General features: G+C 74.2%; 16 protein-coding genes. 7 read left to right on the forward strand and 9 right to left on the reverse strand.

The features are described 5' to 3' along the window. Positions 1-189 precede the first annotated feature (189 nt). Positions 190-1191, forward strand: coding sequence for an NAD-dependent epimerase/dehydratase family protein (locus tag ACLQ2X_RS26555; protein WP_425683815.1), 1002 nt, complete (start codon positions 190-192; stop codon positions 1189-1191). Between the two features lie 12 nt (positions 1192-1203). On the opposite strand, the gene ACLQ2X_RS26560 is transcribed toward ACLQ2X_RS26555, so the two are convergent. After that, positions 1204-2178: an Acg family FMN-binding oxidoreductase gene (locus ACLQ2X_RS26560; RefSeq protein ID WP_425683816.1), complete on the reverse strand. Its 975-nt coding sequence runs from the start codon at positions 2176-2178 to the stop codon at positions 1204-1206. A gap of 187 nt (positions 2179-2365) precedes the next feature. Between ACLQ2X_RS26560 and ACLQ2X_RS26565 the strand changes: the two genes are divergently transcribed. Further along, a complete protein-coding gene (locus tag ACLQ2X_RS26565) occupies positions 2366-3004 on the forward strand; it encodes a response regulator transcription factor (RefSeq protein ID WP_354874710.1) in 639 nt (212 codons plus the stop codon). Positions 3005-3014: 10 nt separating this feature from the next. Here ACLQ2X_RS26565 and ACLQ2X_RS26570 read toward each other — a convergent pair whose 3' ends face one another. Together ACLQ2X_RS26570 and ACLQ2X_RS26575 are read right to left on the reverse strand one after the other, a co-directional pair. Beyond that, positions 3015-4733: a GAF domain-containing protein gene (locus ACLQ2X_RS26570; RefSeq protein WP_425683817.1), complete on the reverse strand. Its 1719-nt coding sequence runs from the start codon at positions 4731-4733 to the stop codon at positions 3015-3017. Positions 4734-4775: 42 nt separating this feature from the next. Continuing rightward, entirely contained in the window at positions 4776-5786 is a 1011-nt protein-coding gene (locus ACLQ2X_RS26575; protein ID WP_425683818.1) for an Acg family FMN-binding oxidoreductase, read from the reverse strand. A gap of 165 nt (positions 5787-5951) precedes the next feature. Here ACLQ2X_RS26575 and ACLQ2X_RS26580 point away from each other — a divergent pair, with 165 nt between their 5' ends. Continuing rightward, positions 5952-8297, forward strand: coding sequence for a heavy metal translocating P-type ATPase (locus tag ACLQ2X_RS26580; RefSeq protein ID WP_425683819.1), 2346 nt, complete (start codon positions 5952-5954; stop codon positions 8295-8297). A gap of 78 nt (positions 8298-8375) precedes the next feature. Here the strand turns inward: ACLQ2X_RS26580 and ACLQ2X_RS26585 are convergent, their stop codons facing one another. From ACLQ2X_RS26585 to ACLQ2X_RS26600, 4 genes are all read right to left on the reverse strand, one after another. Next, positions 8376-9242 carry a universal stress protein gene (locus ACLQ2X_RS26585; protein WP_425683820.1) on the reverse strand — a complete coding sequence of 289 codons (867 nt, stop codon included), beginning with the start codon at positions 9240-9242 and terminating at the stop codon, positions 8376-8378. After that, entirely contained in the window at positions 9239-11641 is a 2403-nt protein-coding gene (locus ACLQ2X_RS26590) for a phosphoketolase family protein (protein ID WP_425683821.1), read from the reverse strand. Before ACLQ2X_RS26590 ends, ACLQ2X_RS26585 begins: the two co-directional genes overlap by 4 nt. Positions 11642-11714: 73 nt before the next feature. Continuing rightward, on the reverse strand, positions 11715-12539 hold the full coding sequence (locus ACLQ2X_RS26595; protein ID WP_425683822.1) for a universal stress protein: 825 nt from the start codon (positions 12537-12539) through the stop codon (positions 11715-11717). Between the two features lie 83 nt (positions 12540-12622). Continuing rightward, positions 12623-13423 (reverse strand): PP2C family protein-serine/threonine phosphatase, encoded by an 801-nt coding sequence (locus ACLQ2X_RS26600; protein ID WP_425683823.1) that lies wholly within the window; start codon positions 13421-13423, stop codon positions 12623-12625. A gap of 150 nt (positions 13424-13573) precedes the next feature. Here ACLQ2X_RS26600 and ACLQ2X_RS26605 point away from each other — a divergent pair, with 150 nt between their 5' ends. From ACLQ2X_RS26605 to ACLQ2X_RS26620, 4 genes are all read left to right on the forward strand, one after another. Beyond that, on the forward strand, positions 13574-14581 hold the full coding sequence (locus ACLQ2X_RS26605) for a diacylglycerol/lipid kinase family protein (RefSeq protein ID WP_425683824.1): 1008 nt from the start codon (positions 13574-13576) through the stop codon (positions 14579-14581). Continuing rightward, positions 14574-15575 carry a YihY/virulence factor BrkB family protein gene (locus ACLQ2X_RS26610; protein WP_425683825.1) on the forward strand — a complete coding sequence of 334 codons (1002 nt, stop codon included), beginning with the start codon at positions 14574-14576 and terminating at the stop codon, positions 15573-15575. Before ACLQ2X_RS26605 ends, ACLQ2X_RS26610 begins: the two co-directional genes overlap by 8 nt. A 77-nt stretch (positions 15576-15652) precedes the next feature. Then, entirely contained in the window at positions 15653-17143 is a 1491-nt protein-coding gene (locus tag ACLQ2X_RS26615) for a phosphatase PAP2 family protein (RefSeq protein ID WP_425683826.1), read from the forward strand. A gap of 4 nt (positions 17144-17147) precedes the next feature. After that, a complete protein-coding gene (locus tag ACLQ2X_RS26620) occupies positions 17148-17987 on the forward strand; it encodes an endonuclease/exonuclease/phosphatase family protein (protein WP_425683827.1) in 840 nt (279 codons plus the stop codon). A 163-nt stretch (positions 17988-18150) separates the two neighbouring features. On the opposite strand, the gene ACLQ2X_RS26625 is transcribed toward ACLQ2X_RS26620, so the two are convergent. Further along, complete coding sequence (locus tag ACLQ2X_RS26625) at positions 18151-19041, reverse strand: alpha/beta fold hydrolase (RefSeq protein WP_425683828.1); 891 nt, start codon at positions 19039-19041, stop codon at positions 18151-18153. After that, the gene (locus ACLQ2X_RS26630) at positions 19038-20000 is read right to left on the reverse strand and encodes a TIGR03557 family F420-dependent LLM class oxidoreductase (protein WP_425683858.1); all 963 of its coding nucleotides are present in this window, start codon (positions 19998-20000) and stop codon (positions 19038-19040) included. Before ACLQ2X_RS26630 ends, ACLQ2X_RS26625 begins: the two co-directional genes overlap by 4 nt. Positions 20001-20076 lie beyond the last annotated feature (76 nt).

Genomic DNA, 20076 nt, shown 5'->3' on the forward strand with positions numbered 1-20076 from the left:
CGCCACCGACCCGACCGCGATTCCGCCGCCAGAGTGCCGCCCACCACCGCCGAACCGGACACCCCACCCACACCGACGCCGACAGGGCTTGCGGGCGCCGCGCGGCTCCGGGGCGGTTCTGCCCGTGGCAGATCCGCTGACGGTGAACGGGGGTGCCGGGCGGTGGCCCGGGCCGGGAGGCTGGGGCGCATGCGACTTCTGATGCTTGGCGGGACGGGATTCGTCGGTGGTGCCATCGTGGCCGAGGCGGTACGCCGCGACTGGTCGGTGACTGTGTTCAACCGGGGCGTGCACGGGCGGCTGCCGGCCGGCGTACACCGGTTGCGGGGTGACCGCACCGCCCCGGACGGGCTGGCCGCGCTCGCCGGCGGCGAGTGGGATCTGGTGGTGGACACCTGGGACGGCGCGCCCCGCGCGGTCCTCGACGCGGCGCGGACCCTGGCCGACGCGGTGCCGCACTACGCCTACGTCTCCAGCGGCTCGGTGTACGCGCCTCCGGTCGCCGACGGGACCGGGGAGGAGGCGCCGACGGTGGCGGCCGAGCCGGACGCGGAGGACGGCGACTACCCGCACAACAAGGCCGGCGCGGAGCGGGCCGCGGTGCGGGTGTTCGGCGACCGGGCGTTGCTGGCCCGGGCCGGGCTGATCCTCGGCCCAGGCGAGGACATCGGGCGGCTGCCGTGGTGGCTGCACCGGGTCGCCCGGGGCGGGGACGTGCTGGCGCCCGGCCCCCGCGACCTTCCGCTGCAGTACGTGGACGTGCGTGACCTGGCGATCTGGCTCCTGGACCGGGGTGCCGAGCACGTGGGTGGGGCGTACAACGTGGTGAGCCGTGCCGGACACACGACGATGGGTGAGCTGCTCGACGCGGCGGTGGCGGCGACCGGGTCGGACGCGACGCTGCGGTGGACCGCGCCGGAGCCCATCCTGGCGGCCGGGGTGGAGCCGTGGAACGACCTGCCGATCTGGGTTCCCCGGGGCCACGAGTACCGCTGGCTGCTGGAGTGGGACGTGGCGCGGGCGTACGCGGCGGGGCTGGTCTGCCGGCCGGTGACCGAGACCGTCGCCGACACCTGGCGGTGGCTGCGTGAGGTGGGGCAGGTTCCGGCCCGTGCGGGCCGGCCGGCGCGCGCCCCGGTGGGTCTGGCCCCGGAACGGGAGGCGGCGCTGCTGGCCGGCCTGCCGGCCTGACCCGCCGGCGGGTCAGGCCGACACGACCGGCAGGTCGAGCACCTCGTCGACCGGACGGCGGGGGGTGGCGCGGCCCGGCTGGCCGAACCCGACCCGCATCACCATCTGCGGGGTACCGAACCGGCCCAGCGACATCCGCAGCGCCTCCCGCGCCGCCGGCACCTCGATCGGTTGGGACAGCATCGACGCGCTCAGGCCGGCGTCGGTGGCGGTGAGCAGCACCCGTTGCAGCGCCTGCCCGGCGACCACCTGGTCGGCGGGGGTGTTGCCGGGCGAGCCGAGCACCGCGACCAGCGGCTCCGGTTCGAAGTCCCGACCGGGGGCGCGGTTGCGACCACCGAACCCGCGCTGCGGCAGCAGGTCCTGCGGTTCGCTCTGCGGTCCGCCGGCCGCGGCGGGCACCCCGTCGGGCGCCGGTTCGGTGCGGATCCACTCGGCCCGCTCGGCCACGTACGCGGGGTCGCGCTCCAGCACCCGGTGGGCGCTGCGGGCCACCTCGGCGACCGCGTTCACCGCGCTGGCGCCGATGACCAGTTCCAGCCAGCACTGTTCGGCGCGGGCCGCCTCACCGAGCCGCCAGCGGGCCTCGGCCGGCACCGGGTCGGGCCAGAACGGCGCCCGGTTGCTGTACCGGCGGTCGATCGCCGCGTGCAGGCTCTGCTCGGCCGGGGTGGGCCGGCGCGGCCGGTCGGGCACGAGGCGGGCGACCACGTCCGGGTCGGTCGGGTACGGGCGCAGCCGGACGGTGGCCGGGGTGCCCGCCACGGCCAGCGCCAGGCGCAGGTTGAACAGGGCCGCGCCGGCGGCGACGCGTGCGCCCCAGCCGGTCGGGTCGGTGGCGGGCAGGCCGCGCAGCCGGTCGACGGAAACCTCGATGCCCCCGTCGACGAGTCGGAACCGCCACGGCTGGGTGTTGTGCAGCGACGGCGCCCGGACCGCGTCGACGGCTGCGTCCCGTAGCTGGGCGACGGTGTACTCGGTCGTCATGGTGGTGCTCCCTCCGTGCCGCGCCGGCTCCCCCGGCCGGGATACCACCTACGTTCCGTCAGCCGGCCCGGCCCTGAGCAGGGCCGGAGGTCCCCACCTGCACCTGTCGGTCGGTCCCGGGCGGCCGGGGGGAGGACGGGACCTTCGGCCCGTGCGTGGGCGGTGGGCGAGCGGGTAGAAAAGACGGATGATCCGGGTGTTCCTGCTCGACGACCACGAGGTCGTCCGTCGTGGCCTTGCCGAACTGCTGCAGAGCAGCGGCGACATCGAGGTGGTCGGCGAGTCCGGCCTGGCCCAGGAGGCGGCGCGCCGGATTCCGGCGCTGCGCCCCGACGTGGCGATCCTCGACGCCCGGCTGCCCGACGGCAACGGCATCGACGTGTGCCGGGACGTCCGCGCCGTGGACTCCTCGATCAAGGGGTTGATCCTCACCTCGTACGAGGACGACGAGGCGCTGTTCGCGGCGATCATGGCGGGTGCCGCCGGTTACGTGCTCAAGCAGATCCGCGGCACCGACCTGGTGGACGCGGTCCGCCGGGTCGCCGCCGGGCAGTCCCTGCTCGACCCGGCGATCACCACCCGGGTGTTGGAGCGCATCCGCAGCGGTGTGGAGCAGCCCCGGGAGTTGAAGTCGCTCACCGAGCAGGAGCGGCGGATCCTGGAGTACGTGGCGGAGGGGCTGACCAACCGGGAGATCGCCGGCAAGATGTTCCTGGCCGAGAAGACGGTGAAGAACTACGTCTCCAGCGTGCTGGCGAAGCTCGGCCTGGAACGGCGTACCCAGGCGGCGGTGCTGGCCACCCGCCTGCTCGGCAAGAACACCTGACCCGGGCGGGTCAGTCCAGCGGGACGCTCCACCGCACCTCGGTGCCGCGCGGCTCGGCCCGGCCCAGCGTGAACTCGCCGCCGAGCCGTTCGGCCCGCTCCCGCAGGTTGACCAGGCCACTGCGGGCGGCCTCCGGGTCGCAGCCGACGCCGTCGTCGGTGACGGTGACCTCGACCCGGCCGGCGTCGACGCGCACCCGCACCCGCACCCGGCTGGCCTGTGCGTGGCGTACCGCGTTGGACAGCGCCTCGCGCAGCACGGCGGTCAGTTCGGGGCGCAGCTCGTCGGGGACGGCGCTGTCGATCGGCCCGACCAGTTCCAGATCGGGGCGGTAGCCGAGCAACTCGGCGGCCACCTCGATCGCCTCGCGGATCTCCGTGCGCAGCGCCGCGCTCATCGGGGTGCGCAGTTCGAAGATGGTGCGGCGGATGTCGCGGATGGTGGCGTCGAGGTCGTCGACGGCCTGGTTGATCCGCCTGGCCGCGTCGGGGCGGGCGTTCATCGCCCCGCTCTGCAGTTGCAGGCCGGTGGCGAACAGTCGCTGGATGACCACGTCGTGCAGGTCGCGGGCAATGCGTTCGCGGTCCTCCAGGACCACGAGCAGTTCCCGTTCCTCCTGCCCGCGGGCCCGCTCCATGGCCAGCGCGGCCTGACCGGCGAAGCTGGCGAGCAGGGTGAGGTCGCCGTCGGCGGCGGGCCCGTGGTCGGGCCGGTGTGCGGTCACCAGGACGCCGTGCAGCGCGTCGGCGGCGGCCAGCGGGGAGATGACCGCCGGGCCGGTGACCACCGGCCGGGGCCAGGGCGCGGCGGCGGCGAGGTTGTCGACCTGCTCGTGCCGGCCCTCGGTGACGGCGGCGGCGAAGCTGGTCTCGTTGGCCGGCAGCACCGCGCCGACCAGTTCCCGGGCGCCCGGGTCGGCGCCGTCGACCACCTCGACGGTGAACTGCGCCTCGTCCTCGTCGTAGAGCAGCACCAGAGCCAGTTCCGCCTCGGCGACCTCACGGGCCCGGCGGGCCACGAGCGTCAGCGCGTCGGTGCGGCGCACCTCACCGAGCAGCACCGAGGTGATCTCGGCGGTGGCGGCGAGCCAGCGTTCCCGGCGGTGGGCCAGCGCGTACAGGCGGGCGTTCTCGATCGCCACGCCGGCCGCGGCGGCCAGCGCGACGACGATCTCCTCGTCGTCCTCGGTGAACTCGGCGGCGCCCTGCTTCTCGGCCAGGTAGAGGTTGCCCCACACGTGGTCGCGGATGCGCACCGGCACGCCGAGGAAGCTGTGCATCGGCGGGTGGTGCGGCGGGAAGCCGTACGAGTTGGGGTGCTGGGTGATGTCCGGCATGCGCAGCGGCTTCGGCTGGTCGATGAGCAGGCCGAGCACGCCCCGCCCGTGCGGCAGCTCGCCTATCTTGGCGTGCTGCTCGGGGCTGATGCCGTGGACGATGAAGTCGTGCAGCATCCGGTCGGGGCCGATCACCCCGAGCGCGCCGTACCGGGCGCCGGCCAGCTCGCACGCCGACTGCACGATCCGTTGGAGGGTGCTGCGCAGGTCGAGGTCGGAGCCGATGCCGACGACCGCGTCGAGCAGCGCGCGCAGTCGCTCACGGCTGGTGACCACCTCGCCGACGCGGTCGAGCATCTCCTGGAGCAGTTCGTCGAGGCGGACGCGCGACAGCGGGGACAACCCGAGCGACGGCGTGACGTGCTCGTGCCGGGACTGGGGTTCGGCGGCCATCGGGCGATGGTATCGCCCGACGGCCGCCGTGATCGGGACCGGTCAGGCCAGGTGGTCGCGGACGGCGGAGGTGTCCACGGTCTGCGCGGCCTCCAGCCGGGGGGTGTGCGGCGGGCCGGCGTGGGTCGGGTCGGCCACGCCGAGCCGCATGCTCAGGTACGGGAAGCCGAGCCCGGCGAGCATCTGCCGCAGCACCTCACGGGTGCCGTCGACCTCCACCACCCCGGACAACGGCACCAGGGACACCCCGTGGCGGGTGGCGGCGAGCCAGGCGGCGGAGAGTCCTTCCCCGGCGCGCAGCCAGCTCAGCGGTTCGTCGTCGGCGCCCCACAGGATGCCGTAGACGGCGGTCTTGTCGTGCCCGGGGCCGATGGGCAGCGAGCCGGCGCGGCCGAAGTCACGGCCCGGCACGGTGGTCTGCGGTGCCTGGTCGGGCAGCACCTCCGGCGGCAGCCCGGTGCCGGTGCCGGAGCGGCTGGTCCAGTAGGCCAACTCCTCGCGCAGCTCAGGGCTGTCCGCCTCGACGGCGGCGGCCTGCTGGGCCGCGCTGGCCAGCTGGATCTTCTGGGTGTCGTCGAGCAGTTGCAGGTTCACGCCTTCGAGGGTGGCGGCCCGGTCGATGTCGCCGAGCGCGGCGGCCGGGATCTGCTCGTCGCTGACCGGGCGCCGGTCGGTGTGCCGCACCCGCATGCACTGCACCAGGTGCATGGCGTCCGGGTCGGTGCCGGTGTGCGACAGGCCGGTGATCCGGGCCATCAGGTCCGGCTGGCGGGCGTCGGGCAGCCGCTCCACCACGGGCGTCCAGCCCTCGGCGGCCAGGGCCACCCGGGCGTGGTGCAGGGCCGCACCGCAGCTGACCACCAGCAGTCGACCCTCCGGGTCCATGGCGCTGAGGTGTCGTTCGCGCACCACCCGCAGCTCCAGCGCGTCGGGCAGCACCGTCCAGTGCCACGGCTGGGTGTTGTGCACCGAGGGGGCGTGGCCGGCCATTCCGGCGGCCTCCGCGAGGGCGGTGGTCAACGGGCGATCGGTAGCCGGCTTCTCGTGGCTCATCGTCACGACCTTTCCTGTTTTCCCCATCGTGCCCCACGCCCGGCGTACCGGGTGGGGATGCCGCCCCATCCTCGGTCATACCGGCGGGGCGCGCAGGGTTCCGTCGACCGCCGATTACCCGGATTCGCCCTGCCTGTCCCACCTGCGGGCTGAGATGATCCGCACGTGGGGACCGAACCGCAGGAGTGCGTACCCGAGCATCCGGCCCGCGTCCGGCGGGCCGGGGCGCAGTGGGCGCCGCTGGCCCTGGTCACCCTCGCCGTGCTGGTCGGGGCGGGCCTGTGGTTCGCCGGCGCACGCGACGCCGGCCGGCTGGTGTGGGCGGCGGTCACCGTGGTCGCCCTGGCGCCGGCGGCCTGGACGACGCTGCGGCAGTTGTGGCTGCGCCAGTTCGGCGTGGACGTCATCGCCGTGTTGGCGCTGCTCGGCGCGCTGCTGGTGGGGGAGTACCTGGCCGGCGCCCTGATCGCGGTGATGGTCGCCACCGGCCGGGCGTTGGAGGAGTACGCCCAGCGTCGTGCCACCCGCGACCTGCGGGCGCTGCTGGAACGCGCGCCCCGGCAGGCCCGCCGCCGCGCCGCCGACGGCCGGATCGAGGTGGTGCCCCTGGACCGGGTGGCCGCCGGTGACCGGCTGCTGGTCGGCCCGGGTGACGTGGTGCCGGTCGACGGGGTGGCCGAGGAACCGGCCACGCTCGACGAGTCGGTGGTCACCGGTGAGTCGCAACTGGTGGCCCGGGCGGCGGGGGAGCAGGTCGCCAGCGGCGTGGTCAACGCGGGCGCGGCGTTCGGGCTGCGGGCCCGCGCGAACGCGGCGGAGAGCACCTACGCCGGCATCGTCCGGCTGGCCGGCGAGGCCACCGCCCGCAAGGCGCCGATGGTGCGGCTCGCCGACCGGTACGCCGCCGCGTTCGTGCCGTTCACCCTGCTGCTGGCCGGCCTGGCGTGGCTGCTGTCCGGCGAGTTCACCCGGGCGGTCGCGGTGCTGGTGGTGGCCACGCCGTGCCCGCTGCTGCTGGCCACCCCGATCGCCGTGGTGTCCGGGCTGTCCCGGGTGGCCCGACGCGGCGTGCTGGTGCGCGACGGCGGGTCGTTGGAACAGCTCGGCCGCGCCCGTACCCTGCTGCTGGACAAGACCGGCACGCTCACCGCCGGTCGGCCCCGGGCGGCCGAGGTGGTGGTCGCGCCGGGCGGCGACCGGGACGAGGTGCTGCGGCTGGCCGCCTCGGTCGAGCAGCTCTCCCCGCACGTGCTTGCCGCCGCACTGGTCCGGCAGGCCCGCGAGCACGGCTTGCCGCTGACCGAGCCGATCGGGGTGACCGAGGAACCGGGGCACGGGGTGACCGGGCGTGTGGACGGGCGGCTGATCCGGGTGGGTCAGTTCACCGGGGAGCCGCCGCGGTGGGCGGGCCGGCTCGGTGAGCGCGCCGAACGGGCCGGACGTTCGGCGGTGTGGGTCAGCGACGAGAACGGGCCGCTCGGCGCGATCCTGCTGGAGGACCCGGTCCGCCCGGACGCCCGGCGGACCGTGCGGCGGCTGCGCCAGGCGGGCCTGACCCGGCTGGTGATGGTGACCGGTGACCGGCCGGAGCCGGCCCGGCAGGTCGCCCAGCTCGTGGGCGTGGACGACGTGATCGCCAGGTGCTCGCCGCAGGAGAAGGCCGAGCGGGTACGCCAGGAGTCGGCGCACGCGGTGACGGTGATGGTCGGCGACGGGGTGAACGACGCCCCGGCGCTGGCCGAGGCGCACGTCGGGGTGGCGATGGGCGCGACCGGGGCGACCGCCTCGGCGGACGTGGCCGACGCGGTGCTCACCGTGGACCGGTTGGACCGGCTCGCCGACGCCGTCGAGATCGCCCGGTACGCCCGCCGGATCGCGGTGCAGAGCGCCACCGTGGGGATGGGTCTGGCGGTGCTCGCCATGCTGGTCGCCGCCGCCGGCCGGCTGCCCCCGGTCGCCGGGGCGTTCCTCCAGGAGGGCATCGACGTCCTGGTGATCCTCAACGCGTTGCGCGCGCTCGGTGGCGGTCTGCGCCGGCGTGACCTGCCCCCGGACACCGTCGCGCTGCTCGACCGGTACGCCGGTGAGCACGGCGGTGTGCGGGACGTGCTGGCGCGGCTGCGGGACACCGCCGACCTGGTGGCGATCCGCCCGGACGACCCGGCGTGTGTGCCCGCGGTGCGGGACGTGCACCGCCGGCTGGTCGACGAGGTGCTGCCGCACGAGGCGGCCGAGGAACGGCAGCTCTACCCGGCTCTGGCCGGCCCGCTGGGCAGCGCCGAGGCGACCTCCACGATGAGCCGGGCGCACGTGGAGATCGTGCGGCTGGTGGAGCGGATCGGTGGACACCTGGCGGCGCAGCCGGACGGCCGGTTGCGCCACGACGAGGTGCCGGACCTGCTGGCCGCGCTCTATGGCCTGGACGCGGTGCTGCGGCTGCACCTGGCCCAGGAGGAGGAGGACTACTTCTCGCTCAACCCGTCCGACGGGTCCACCGCCGCCGACCGGTGAGTCGCGGCCGGCGGGCGGTGGGTCGCGGCCGGCGGGCGGTGGGTCGCGCGGCGACCGCGACCATCGCGCGGGAGGGTCTCAGCGCTCGCGTACCACCGCGACCGGGCAGTGCGAGTGCTGGATGAGCTGCTGGCTGACCGAGCCGAGCAGCATGCCGCGCAGCCCGCCCCGGCCCCGGGTGCCGACCACCACGAGCTGCGCCGACCGGCTCGCCTCCACCAGCAGCGCCGCCGCGCTGCCGGGGACGGCCTCGATCTCGACCGGTACGTCGGGGAAGGACTCCCGCCACGGTGCCAGCTCCGCCTCGGCGGCGGCCCGCTCCGCCGCGGCGGTCTCCTCCGGGTCGAAGTCCGAGGGCACCCGGCGGCCGCCGGGCGGCTCCCAGACCCGCAACACCCGCAGCGGCACGTCCCGCTGGGCGGCCCGCTCGACCGCGAAGCCGAGTGCCAGCAGCGCCGTCTCCGAGCCGTCCGAGCCCACCACCACCGGCCCGGACGTGGCGCGCTGCCCGTCGCGGACCACCACCACCGGACAGTGGGCGTGCGCGACGACGGAGACGGCTGTGGAACCGGCGAGCAGCCCACCGAAACCGCCGTGGCCCCGGCTGCCGAGCACCAGCATGCCCGCCTCGGCGGAGCGTTCCTGCAACACCAGCGCGGGCGGACCGTCGAACACCTCACCGTGCACGGTGAGGCCGGGCCGATCGGCGGCGGCGTCCGTTGCCGCCTGGCGGACCAGCTCCTCGACCTGCTGACGGGCGGCCTCGTCCGGCCACACGCCGGGGGCCACCCCGGGGCCGATCCAGCCGGTCACGGTCAACCACTCGAAGACGTACGCCAGCCGCACCGGCCGATCCGAGCGGCCCGCCTCGTCCAGCGCCCACTGCACGGCGATCGCCGCGTCGGCCGAGCCGTCGTAGCCGACCAGGATCTCTTCCCCACTCATGCGCCGCTCCTCACGTCCGGGTCGTTCTCACGGATCCACCGCCACTCGACGACCCGCGGATCGTCCTCACCGTACCGGCGGGTGTGGTCGCGGCACGACTGGCGTGCGTCCACCATGTCCTGCCGCAGGTGCGCGGCGCGCGAGCGCAGCTCCGGCACCCGGTCGATCACGTCGATGACCAGGTGGAAGCGGTCCAGGTCGTTGAGCATCACCATGTCGAACGGCGTCGTGGTGGTGCCCTCTTCCTTGTAGCCGCGGACGTGCAGGTTGTCGTGGTTGGTGCGGCGGTAGGTGAGCCGGTGGATCAGCCACGGGTAGCCGTGGTAGGCGAAGATGGTCGGCTTGTCGCGGGTGAAGATGGTGTCGAACTCGTCGTCCGGCAGGCCGTGCGGGTGTTCCGACGGCGGTTGCAGGCGCATCAGGTCGACCACGTTCACCACCCGGACCTTCAGGCTCGGCAGGTGCGTGCGCAGCAGCTCCGCCGCGGCGAGCGTCTCCAGCGTCGGCACGTCACCGGCGCAGGCGAGCACCACGTCCGGCTCGGTGCCGTCGTCGCTGCTGGCCCAGTCCCAGATGCCCAGGCCGCGACGGCAGTGCTGGATCGCCTCGTCCATGCTCAGCCAGTTCGGTGACGGCTGCTTGCCGGCCACCACCACGTTGACGTACTGCCGGCTGCGCAGGCAGTGGTCCATCGTGGACAGCAGCGTGTTGCCGTCCGGCGGCAGGTAGACCCGGACCACCTCGGCCTTCTTGTTGACCACGTGGTCGATGAAGCCCGGGTCCTGGTGCGAGAAGCCGTTGTGGTCCTGACGCCAGACGTGGCTGGACAGCAGGTAGTTCAGCGAGGCCACCGGCTCCCGCCAGGGGATGCCACGGGTCACCTTGAGCCACTTGGCGTGCTGGTTGACCATCGAGTCGACGATGTGGATGAACGCCTCGTAGCTGGTGAAGATGCCGTGTCGGCCGGTCAGCAGGTAGCCCTCCAGCCAACCCTGGCACAGGTGCTCGGAGAGCACCTCCATCACCCGGCCGTCGGGGGAGAGGTGGTCGTCGCCGGGAACCCCGGCGCCGACGAACGCCCGGTCGGTCACCTCGAACGCCGCGCCGAGCCGGTTCGAGGCGACCTCGTCCGGGCCGAACAGGCGGAACGTCTCCGGGTTGCGGACGATCACGTCGCGGACCCAGGGGCCGAGCGCGCCGGTCGCGCCGGCCATCGGCTCGCCCGGGGTCGGCACGTCCACCGCGTAGTCGCGGAAGTCCGGCAGCTCCAGGTTGCGCAGCAGCCGGCCGCCGTTGGCCACCGGGTTGGCGCTCATCCGCCGGTCACCGGTGGGCGGCAGCTCGGCCAGCTCGGCGACCGGGGCGCCGGCGGCGTCGAACAACTCCTCCGGCCGGTAGCTGCGCAGCCAGCGCACCAGCTCGGCCAGGTGCTCCGGGTTGTCGCGTACCCCGGAGATCGGCACCTGGTGGGCGCGGAAGGTGCCCTCGACCTGCTTGCCGTCCACATCGCTCGGACCGGTCCAGCCCTTCGGCGTACGCAGGATGATCATCGGCCAGCGGGGGCGCTCGACGTGCCCGCCGCAACGGGCCCGGCGCTGGATCGCGGCGATCTCGTCGAGTGCCCGGTCCAGGGTCGCGGCGAGCAGCCGGTGCACCGTGGCCGGATCGTCGCCCTCGACCAGGTACGGCTGGTAGCCGAAGCCGCGCATCATGTCCCGCAGGTCGTCGGCGGGGATCCGGTCCAGCACGGTCGGGTTGGCGATCTTGTAGCCGTTGAGGTGCAGGATCGGCAGCACCGCCCCGTCGCGGACCGGGTTGAGGAACACGTTCGACAGCCAACTGCCGGCCAGCGGGCCGGTCTCCGCCTCGCCGTCACCGATCACGCAGGCCACCAGCAGGCCCGGGTTGTCGAACGCGGCGCCGTAGGCGTGGCTCAGCGCGTATCCCAGCTCGCCGCCCTCGTGGATCGAACCCGGCACCTCCGGCGCCACGTGGCTCGGGATGCCGCCGGGGAAGGAGAACTGGCGGAACAGCCGCCGCATGCCGGTCTCGTTCCGCGGGATGTGGTGGTAGAGCTCGCTGTAGGTGCCCTCCAGCCAGGTGTTGGCGACCAGCGCCGGGCCGCCGTGGCCGGGGCCGGTGACGAAGATGGTGGACAGGTCCCGGTCGACGATGACCCGGTTGAGGTGCGTGTAGAGCAGGTTGAGGCCCGGACTCGTGCCCCAGTGCCCGAGCAGCCGGGGTTTGATGTGCTCGGGTTTGAGCGGCTCGCGGAGCAGCGGGTTGTCGAGCAGGTAGATCTGCCCGACGGTCAGGTAGTTCGCCGCCCGCCAGTAGGCGTCGAGCCGACGCAGCTCGTCGTCGGTCAGCGTGCTGTGCAGGTCCGGCGCGGTGTCCATGCGGCGTCAACCTCTCGCGGCTCGGGGTCGGGTGGGTGTCGGTCCGGGCCGGAGGTCCCGCCTCGTGCGGTCGTCACGACCCGCTCCCGGCGGCGAGTCCCCGTACGACGATCAGCGGGGCCGGCGAGTGGTAGAGCAGGGACTGGCTGACCGCCCCCAGCGTGGACCGCACCGGCCCGTCGCCGCGCGCGGCGACCACCGCGAGCTGCGCCGTGCGGGACCGGTCGAGCAGGACGGTCTCCGGTTCCCCGTGCAGGGTCTGGCAGTCGGCGGTCACCCTGGGGTGCCGCCGGACGTGCCGGCCGACCGCCTCCTCCAGCAACCCGTCGTCGCCGGCCCGGTCCTCCGGCTCGACCACCCGCACGGCGAGCAGCCGGGCGCCCCGGCGTTCGGCGCAGTCGAACGCGTACTCGAGTGCCGCGCGGGAGGCCTGCGATCCGTCGAAGCCGACCATCAGCGGCCCCGGCGGGGCCGCCTCGGTGCGCCCGACCAGGACCGGGCAGGTGGCGCGGGCGGCCACCGTCACGGCTGGCGTCTCGGTCGGTACGTAGGTCGGGTAGGCCGCCATGCCGCCGTCACCGAGAGCGACCAGGAATGCGGTTTCGGCGACCCGCAGCAGCGCCTCGACCGGCGAGCCCTCCACGATCTCACCGCTGACCGGCACCTCGGGCGCGCACTCGGCGGCCACCTGACCGGCGGCGGCCAGCAGGTGCTCGGCGTCCTGGCGGGTGCCGCCGGCCGGGGCCCCGCCGGGCGCCGCGGTCCAGTTGAACGCGTGCAGCAGGTGTAGCGGCCGGTCGTGGGCGGCGGCCTCCGCGGCGGCCGTGCGGACCACCGTGAGGTCCTGCGCCGACCCCCCGACGCCGACCACCACCGCGCCGTGGCTGGGTGCGGCCACCCGGCTCACCTCCCACCCCGCTTTTCACCCAGCGTAGTCGCGAGGGTGGGGGTGCCGGACCGGGTCGGCGGAACCGGTGGGGGTCAGCGCGGCTGCGGCAGAGCCGGGTGCACCCGCAGCACCACGGCGGTGGCGTTGTCCTCGCCGCCGGCGTCGAGGCTGGCGGCGAGCAGTGCCTCGACCGTGCGGGCCGGGTCGCGGCGCGCGGCGAGCAGGTCCCGCAGCCGCGGGTAGCCGATCTGGTCGCTGATCCCGTCGGTGCACAGCAACCAGGTGTCGCCGCGCCGCAGCGGCACCGCCAGCAGGTCCGGCTCCGGGCGGTCCGGATGGCCGACGTAGCGCAGCAGGTGGTAGCGGGCCTGGGCCGCCTCCGGCGAGTCGGCCGGCCACCAGCCGTGCAGCAGGCCGAGCCAGGCCATGGTGTGGTCGACGGTGACCAGTTCCAGCAACCCGTCGCGCAGCCGGTAGGCCCGCGAGTCGCCGATCTGCACCAGCCAGCCCTGGTCGCCGTCCGGCTCGGCCACCAGCGCGGTGAGCGTGCATCCGGTCAGCCCGGTCTGCGCCGCGCCGGCCTGTCGTACCCGGCGCTGGGTCTCGGCGACGGCGGCGCGTAGCCGGAGCCCGTCCACGGTGGGCCAGCCGGCGCGGACCTGCGTCACGAACGTCTCGGCCGCGGTCGCCCCGGCCACCCGGCTGCCCTCGCCGTCGCCCATGCCGTCGCAGACCACGGCCAGCGGCAGGGTCGGGTCGACGTGCAGCACGTCGTAGTTGGCGGGGTAGCGGTTCCCCACCACGCTGCCGCCGGCGATCTCCAGGGTGAGCCGGCCGGCGGTGAGCCGGCGGGCGGCCTCGACCGGCCGGTCCGGAGGGTGGTGGCGAAACATCAGCGGACCGTAGCACCGGGACCGGCCCGGGGAGGGGCAGGCCGGGTTGTGTGTCAACCGAGGTGGACGGATTCCAAACCTGTTTGCGGTTCTCGCGACGTCCCGCTCCGCCGGGTCGCCGTCACGCCCCGTGTCCTGCACACTGACGCCGTGGACGGTGCAGACGACAAGCGCCCGGGGAACGCGGAGAACCGCGCCCCGCGCTCGGCCGTGGTGGTCAACCCGGTCAAGGTGGCCGACCTGGACGAGTTCCGCCGGACCGTGGACGGCGCGCTCGCCGCCGCCGGGTGGCCGGAACCGACCTGGTACGAGACGACGGTCGAGGACCCCGGCCGGGGGCAGGCGGAAGAGGCGGTCAAGGCCGGCGCGGAGGTCGTCTTCGCCTGCGGCGGGGACGGCACGGTGATGGCCTGTGTCACGGCACTGGCCGGCACCGACGTGGCGCTGGCCGTGCTGCCGCAGGGCACCGGCAACCTGCTCGCCGCCAACCTGGGTCTGTCCAACGACCTCGCCGCCGGGCTGGAGGTCGCCGTCGAACGCGGCATGCGCCGCCTCGACGTGGGCGAGGTAGGCGACCAGTGCTTCGCGGTGATGGCCGGGATGGGGTTCGACGCGCAGATGCTCGACTCCACCTCGGAGACCACCAAGAAACGGATCGGCTGGCCGGCGTACGTGGTGGGCGCCGCCCGGCACCTGCGGGACCGGCCGATGCGCGTATCGGTACGCATCGACGGCAAGCCGCCGCTGCGGCGCCGCGCCCGTTCGGTCCTGGTGGCCAACGTCGGGCGGCTCCAGGGCGGGGTACGGCTGCTCACCGACGCCGAGCCGGACGACGGCTGGCTCGACGTGGCCGTGCTGACCCCGCGTTCGCTCGGGCACTGGCTGGCCCTGGGCTGGGCGGTGCTGCGCCGCCGGGACCGCGTGCCCGGGATGGAGGTGTTCCGGGCCCGCACCGTGGAGATCACCAGTAACCGGGCGCAGCCCCGCCAGCTCGACGGGGACCTGATCTCCGCGAGCCGGTCGCTGAAGGCGACCATCCGCCCCGAGTCGCTCTGGTTGTGCGTGCCGCGGCCCGAGGAGGACCCCGACCTGGCGGTGGACGCCGACGCGGTGGGTGAGCGCGGGGAGCATCTGATCGAGGAGGCCCGCGGTGAGTAGCACCAAGCTGGTCCCCGAGACCCGGTTGATGACCGAGGACGAGCTGTCCGCCGACGACGCCTGGCACACGCTGCGCCGGCAGGGCGGCTGGTGCCTGATGCGCGACGCGTTCGTCCGGTTCCGCTACGGCGACGGGTTCAGCCACGCCCGCGCCCTGGCGTTCCAGCTCTGCCTGGCCGTGGTGCCGTTCCTGATCGCGCTCACCGGTCTGATCACCGACCTGGGTGTCACCGAGGGCGGCAAGGTCGTCGCCGACACGGTGCTGGCGATCACGCCCGGCCAGAGCGAGTCGATGGTGCAGGAGCTGCTGACCGACAGCGAGCGCACCGAGGACGCCGGCGAGCTGGCCCTGACCCTCGGTCTGCTCACCGGGCTGGTCGCGCTGACCAGCACGATGGCGCAGATCGAGCGGGGCGCCAACCGGATCTACGGGGTGGAGCGGGACCGGCCGGCGCTGGCCAAGTACCTGCGGGCCACGGTGCTGGCGGTGACCGCCGGCCTGCCCGCGCTGGCCGGGTTCCTGATCCTGGTCGGCGGCGGCGCGATCGGCGACTCGGTACGACGGCACTACGAGTGGGGCGACCTCGCCATGGCCGCCTGGGACGTGGTGCGCTGGCCGTTGAGCCTCGGCCTGACCGTGCTCGCCGTGGCGGTGCTGTTCCGGCACGCGCCCCGACGCCGGCAGCCCGGCCTGTCCTGGCTGTTCTTCGGCGCCGGCATCGCCATCGCACTGTGGTGGCTGGCCAGCCTGCTGTTGGCCGCGTACGTCAAGTACAGCGGCGGTTTCGGTCAGACCTACGGCGCGTTGACCGGGATGATGGCGCTGCTGCTGTGGGCGAACCTCACCGGCATCGCCCTGTTCGGCGGGCTCTCCTTCGCCGCCCAGTTGGAGGCGAAGCGGATCGGTGTGGAGGAGCCGGCCCAGCCGGATCTCTGGAAGCCGGAGGCGCAGCGCGAGTCGTTGCTGGACACCGGCGAGATGACCTCGCTCTGACGCCGCGCCGACGCGGCGTGTACGGAACGGCCTGATCGGGTACAGCGCGCCTCGCAGAGGAACGAGGGAGGTGCGGTGTGACCACGGTCAAGGAAGCCGGACGCCGGCCGCTCGGCCACTTCGCCGAGCGGAGCCTGGTCGGGCTGCTCGCCGTGGGTGGCGCGGGCGTGGGATTCGGACTGTTGCTGATGCTCGTCCGGTTCCGGTGGAGCCCGTTGTACGACGCGGACCGCTCGGCGGCCGAGTGGTTCAACGACCTGGTGGCCCCGCACGGCCCGCTTGTCACCGTGCTCCAGGCGATCACCGACCTGGGTGGCCGGCCGGTGCTGATCTGGCTGGTCACGATCGCCGTGGTGGGTCTGCTGATCCGCCGCCAGTCCCGGCTGGCGGTCTATCTGATCGTCACCGGCGTGGGCGGGCTGATCCTCGACCCGTCGTTGAAGGCGCTCGTGGGGCGGCTGCGTCCGGTGGTGGACGTGCCGGTGGCCAGCGCCCCGGGCAACAGCTTCCCCAGCGGGCACGCGCTCGGCTCGTTCGTCGCCTACGGCGCGCTGCTGCTGGTGTTCCTGCCGGCGATGGCGCCGCGTTGGCGCAAGTTCGCCATCGCCGTCGCGGCGCTGCTTGTCTTCCTGGTCGGGCTGACCCGGATCGCGTTGGGCGTGCACTTCGTCTCGGACGTGCTCGGTGCCTGGCTGCTCGGCGCGGCCTGGCTGGGCGTCACCGCGTACGCGTTCCGGCTGTGGCGGCGTGAGCGCGGCCGGCCGGTGCCACCGCTGAGCGAGGGCCTGGAGCCGGAGGCGGCCGAGGAGATCACCCCGGCGCCGGACGAGGAGAAGGTGCTGGCGCACCCCCGTTCGGCGGTGGCCGAGCTGCTTGTCGGCTGGGTGATCGTGTTCGGCGCGCTCTACGCGTTCGGCACCTACGTCAGCTACCACGCCAAGGGCACCTTCTTCGACACGCTCGACACCGAGGTGCCGCGCTGGTTCGCCGACCGACACACCGATGTGCTCACCGACGTGAGCTGGTGGTGGAGCAAGTTCGGCGACACCCACGCGATCCTGCTGGTGTCGCTGGTGTTCTGCCCGCTCGTGCTGGCGGTGTGGCGCCGCTGGCGGCCGGTGCTGTTCGTGGTGCTGGCCATGTTCGGCGAGCTGAGCCTGTTCCTGGCCAGCGCCCGCGTGGTGGACCGGCCCCGGCCGCCGGTGGAGAACCTGGACGGACCGATGCCGACCTCGTCGTTCCCGTCCGGGCACATCGCGGCGACCATCTGCCTGTGGGTGGCCATGGCGATCATCGTGTTGCCGCGTACTGACAGGTGGTGGCGGTGGCTGTTCGTCGTCACGGCCGTGCTCATGCCGGTCGGGGTGGCCACCTCCCGGATGTACCGGGGCATGCACCACCCGACCGACTTCATGGGCGCGATCCTGCTCGGCGCGTTGTGGCTGTCGCTGCTGTGGTGGGTGATCCGGCCCAACGCCGACGTGTCCGAGGGCAACGAGCCGGCGATCGAGTCCGAACAGGTGGACGAGTTGGACGACGAGCTGGCCAAGGCCGCCCGGCCGGGCTGAACCGATGCTGCGGGTGATGACCTGGAACATCCGTACCGGCGGGCGGGACCGCGGCGGCGCGGACCGCCGGGACCGGATCGTCTCGGTCGTCACCGCGCAGCGCCCGGACGTGCTGGCCGTGCAGGAACTGGGCGGCATGGACGGCACCCTCGACGGCGTCGCCGAGCGGGTGGGGATGGTGGCGCACCTGGCCCGCTCCTGCGTCGGCCAGCCGGTGGCGGTGCTGGTGCGCCCGCCGCTGCGGGTGCTGTCCGCCGGGCGGGTGTGCCGCCCGCTGCACCACGCCGCCGCCCTGGTCCGGGTGGCGACCGGTGCGGGTCCGCTGACCGTGTTCAGCACTCACCTGTACCCGTACTCGGGTGGCCGGCGGCGGCTGGAGGCGGGCTGGCTGGCGGCGGCGGTGCGCCGCGCCGGGGGTGAGCTGGCCTTGCTCGCCGGGGACCTGAACACGCTGGAACCGGCCGTCGACCACACCGCTCGGCTGGCCGGGTTGGGTGCCCGGCGGCGGCACCTGCGCCGCGACGGCCGCACCGTGGACACCCGTGCGGTGGCCCGGCTGCTCGACGCCGGCCTGGTGGACCTGTGGCGGCGCGGCGGCGGCGGCGAGGCTGCCGGGCTGACCGTGCCGACCCGCCACGGTGGTGCGGAGTTCGCCGGGATGCGACTGGACTATCTGTTCGCCACCCCGGCGTTGGCCGGGCGGGTGCGCGCGGTGCGGGTGGTCCGGGGCGGGGATGCGGACACCGCCTCCGACCACTACCCGGTGCTGGCCGAGCTGGACCTCAGCGTCGGCGCAGCAAGCGCGGCGGGCGGCTGCGCCGACGCCGACGCCGACGCACCGTGAGGACCATGAGCACGGTCAGCAGCGCCAGCACGATCCAGTCGATGAGCCGGCGGCTGCCGCCGTCGCCGATGCCGTGCACGGTGGTGTGCCCGCGGCGGGTTCTACAGCACCAGGTTGAGCAGCACGGTCAGCACCACCGAGGCGACCACGGAGAAGAGGATCATCAGTAGGCAGCCGAGGCCGCCGCCGGCGGGCCGGATCTCGGTGTTCCCGATACGCATGGGTCAGCTCCTTGGGGGGTGAGAAGGGTGTGCAGGGCTTCGGCGACGGGTCCGGGCGCGGTGGTCACCACGTTGTGCGACGCGCCGGGCACCGTCACGAGGCGGGCGTCGGGCAACAGGGCGGCCACCTGGGCGAGCCACGCGGCCGGTGCGACGTGGTCCCGGGTGCCGGCCAGCACCAGCGTGGGTGCGGTGACGTGCACCAGGTCCTCCTCGATGGCGTTGCGCACCGAGTGGGACACCGTCGCCAGGACCCGCCACGGGCGGGCGTCCACCGCGTCCCGCAGCAGGATCGGTGCCTGCCACTTGGCCTCCCACAGCGCGGCGCGCAGCCACCGGCCGATCTGTCCGCGCCGGGACCGGGCCGCGGGGTCGCTCGTCGGGCCGGCCAGCACCAGCGCGGCGACCAGGTCCGGGCGGTCGGCGGCGAGCGCGGCGGCCACCTCCGCGCCGAACGAGTGGCCGAGCAGGCAGACCGGCCCCGGCCGGTACGCGGCCAGCCAGTCGGCCAGGAACGCGGCGTGCCGCGACACGTCGTACGCGGTGGCGGGGCGTTCGGTCAGGCCGAAGCCGGGGAGGTCCGGCACGTACACCGGGTGCCGTGGTGCCAGGGCGGACGCCAGCGGGGTGAAATAGCGGTGCGAGACGGCCAGCCCGTGCACCAGGACCACGGGTGGCCCGTCGCCGTCCGGGCTCGCCAGGCGGGTGTGTGTGCGCAGCCCGGCGATCTGCCGGAAGTCGCTGGTCAGGCCGGCGGCCGGCCGGGGCGCGGTGAGCGCCAGGCGTAGTTCGCCCGGTCCGAAGCGCCCCGGCGGCGACGGTCGGACGGTCACAGTTCACGCAGCCGGGGCAGCAGTTCCTCCTGCGCCCAGTCGAGGAACATCGGCTGGGTGTCGCCGCCCACCTGGACCAGCGCGACGTGGGTGAAGCCGGCGTCGACGAACTTCTTGAACGCCTCGACGTGCCGCTCGGTGTCCGGGCCGCAGGAGATCCCCTCGGCCACGTCCTCCTCGCGGACGAACTGGGTGGCCGCGTCGAACGAATCCGGGCCGGGCAGGTCGGCGTTGACCTTCCAGCCCAGGCCGAACCAGCGGAACTGGTCGTGCACGATCTTGCGGCACTCGGCCTCGTCCGGGCCGTAGCAGATGGCGACCTGCCCGTAGCGGGGGCGACCCGCGCCGCCGGCCTCCTCGTACATGTCGATCAGGTGCGGCAGCGGATCGGTGGCGATCATGGCGTCGGCGTACTCGGCGGCGAGCGTGGCCGACTGCCGCCCGGAGGCGGCGACCGCCATCGGCACCGGGCGCTTCGGCCGGTCCCAGACGTAGGCGTCGGGCACGTCGAAGTGGTTGCCGGAGAACGTCAGCGTCTCGCCGTTGAGCAGGGGCCGGATGATCTGCAGCGCCTCCTCGAACATCTCGTGCCGCTGCTGCACGTGGGGCCAGCCGCCGACCACGTGCTCGTTGAGGTTCTCCCCGGCGCCGAGGCCGAGGGTGAACCGGCCGTCCGAGAGCACCCCGACGGTGCTCGCCTTCTGCGCGACCACGGCCGGGTGGTAGCGCCGGATCGGGCAGGTGACGAACGACAGCAGCTCGGCGCGGCTGGTGGCGTGCGCGACCGCGCCGAGCACCGACCAGGCGTACGGGGAGTGGCCCTGGGATTCCAGCCAGGGGGAGTAGTGGTCGGACATGACCAGATGGTCGAAGCCGGCGGCCTCGGCGCGAATGGCGTGGTCGACAAGCTTCTTGGGGCCGGCCTGCTCGCACATCAGGGTGTAGCCGACGTTGACCATGGCACCTCTCCTCACGGGCGGATCGTCCTCGGATACCCCGCGGCCCGCGGGTCAACCCTGCTGTCCGCTTCCCGGG

The organism is Micromonospora sp. DT31, from assembly GCF_049841795.1.
Taxonomy (GTDB): domain Bacteria; phylum Actinomycetota; class Actinomycetes; order Mycobacteriales; family Micromonosporaceae; genus Micromonospora.

Bases quoted from the DNA above. Each gene is read 5' to 3' on its own strand.
- ACLQ2X_RS26555 (WP_425683815.1), top strand. From the start codon at position 190: ATGCGACTTCTGATGCTTGGCGGGACGGGATTCGTCGGTGGTGCCATC.
- ACLQ2X_RS26560 (WP_425683816.1), bottom strand. From the start codon at position 2,178: ATGACGACCGAGTACACCGTCGCCCAGCTACGGGACGCAGCCGTCGAC.
- ACLQ2X_RS26565 (WP_354874710.1), top strand. From the start codon at position 2,366: ATGATCCGGGTGTTCCTGCTCGACGACCACGAGGTCGTCCGTCGTGGC.
- ACLQ2X_RS26570 (WP_425683817.1), bottom strand. From the start codon at position 4,733: ATGGCCGCCGAACCCCAGTCCCGGCACGAGCACGTCACGCCGTCGCTC.
- ACLQ2X_RS26575 (WP_425683818.1), bottom strand. From the start codon at position 5,786: ATGAGCCACGAGAAGCCGGCTACCGATCGCCCGTTGACCACCGCCCTC.
- ACLQ2X_RS26585 (WP_425683820.1), bottom strand. From the start codon at position 9,242: ATGAGTGGGGAAGAGATCCTGGTCGGCTACGACGGCTCGGCCGACGCG.
- ACLQ2X_RS26590 (WP_425683821.1), bottom strand. From the start codon at position 11,641: ATGGACACCGCGCCGGACCTGCACAGCACGCTGACCGACGACGAGCTG.
- ACLQ2X_RS26600 (WP_425683823.1), bottom strand. From the start codon at position 13,423: ATGTTTCGCCACCACCCTCCGGACCGGCCGGTCGAGGCCGCCCGCCGG.
- ACLQ2X_RS26620 (WP_425683827.1), top strand. From the start codon at position 17,148: ATGCTGCGGGTGATGACCTGGAACATCCGTACCGGCGGGCGGGACCGC.
- ACLQ2X_RS26630 (WP_425683858.1), bottom strand. From the start codon at position 20,000: ATGGTCAACGTCGGCTACACCCTGATGTGCGAGCAGGCCGGCCCCAAG.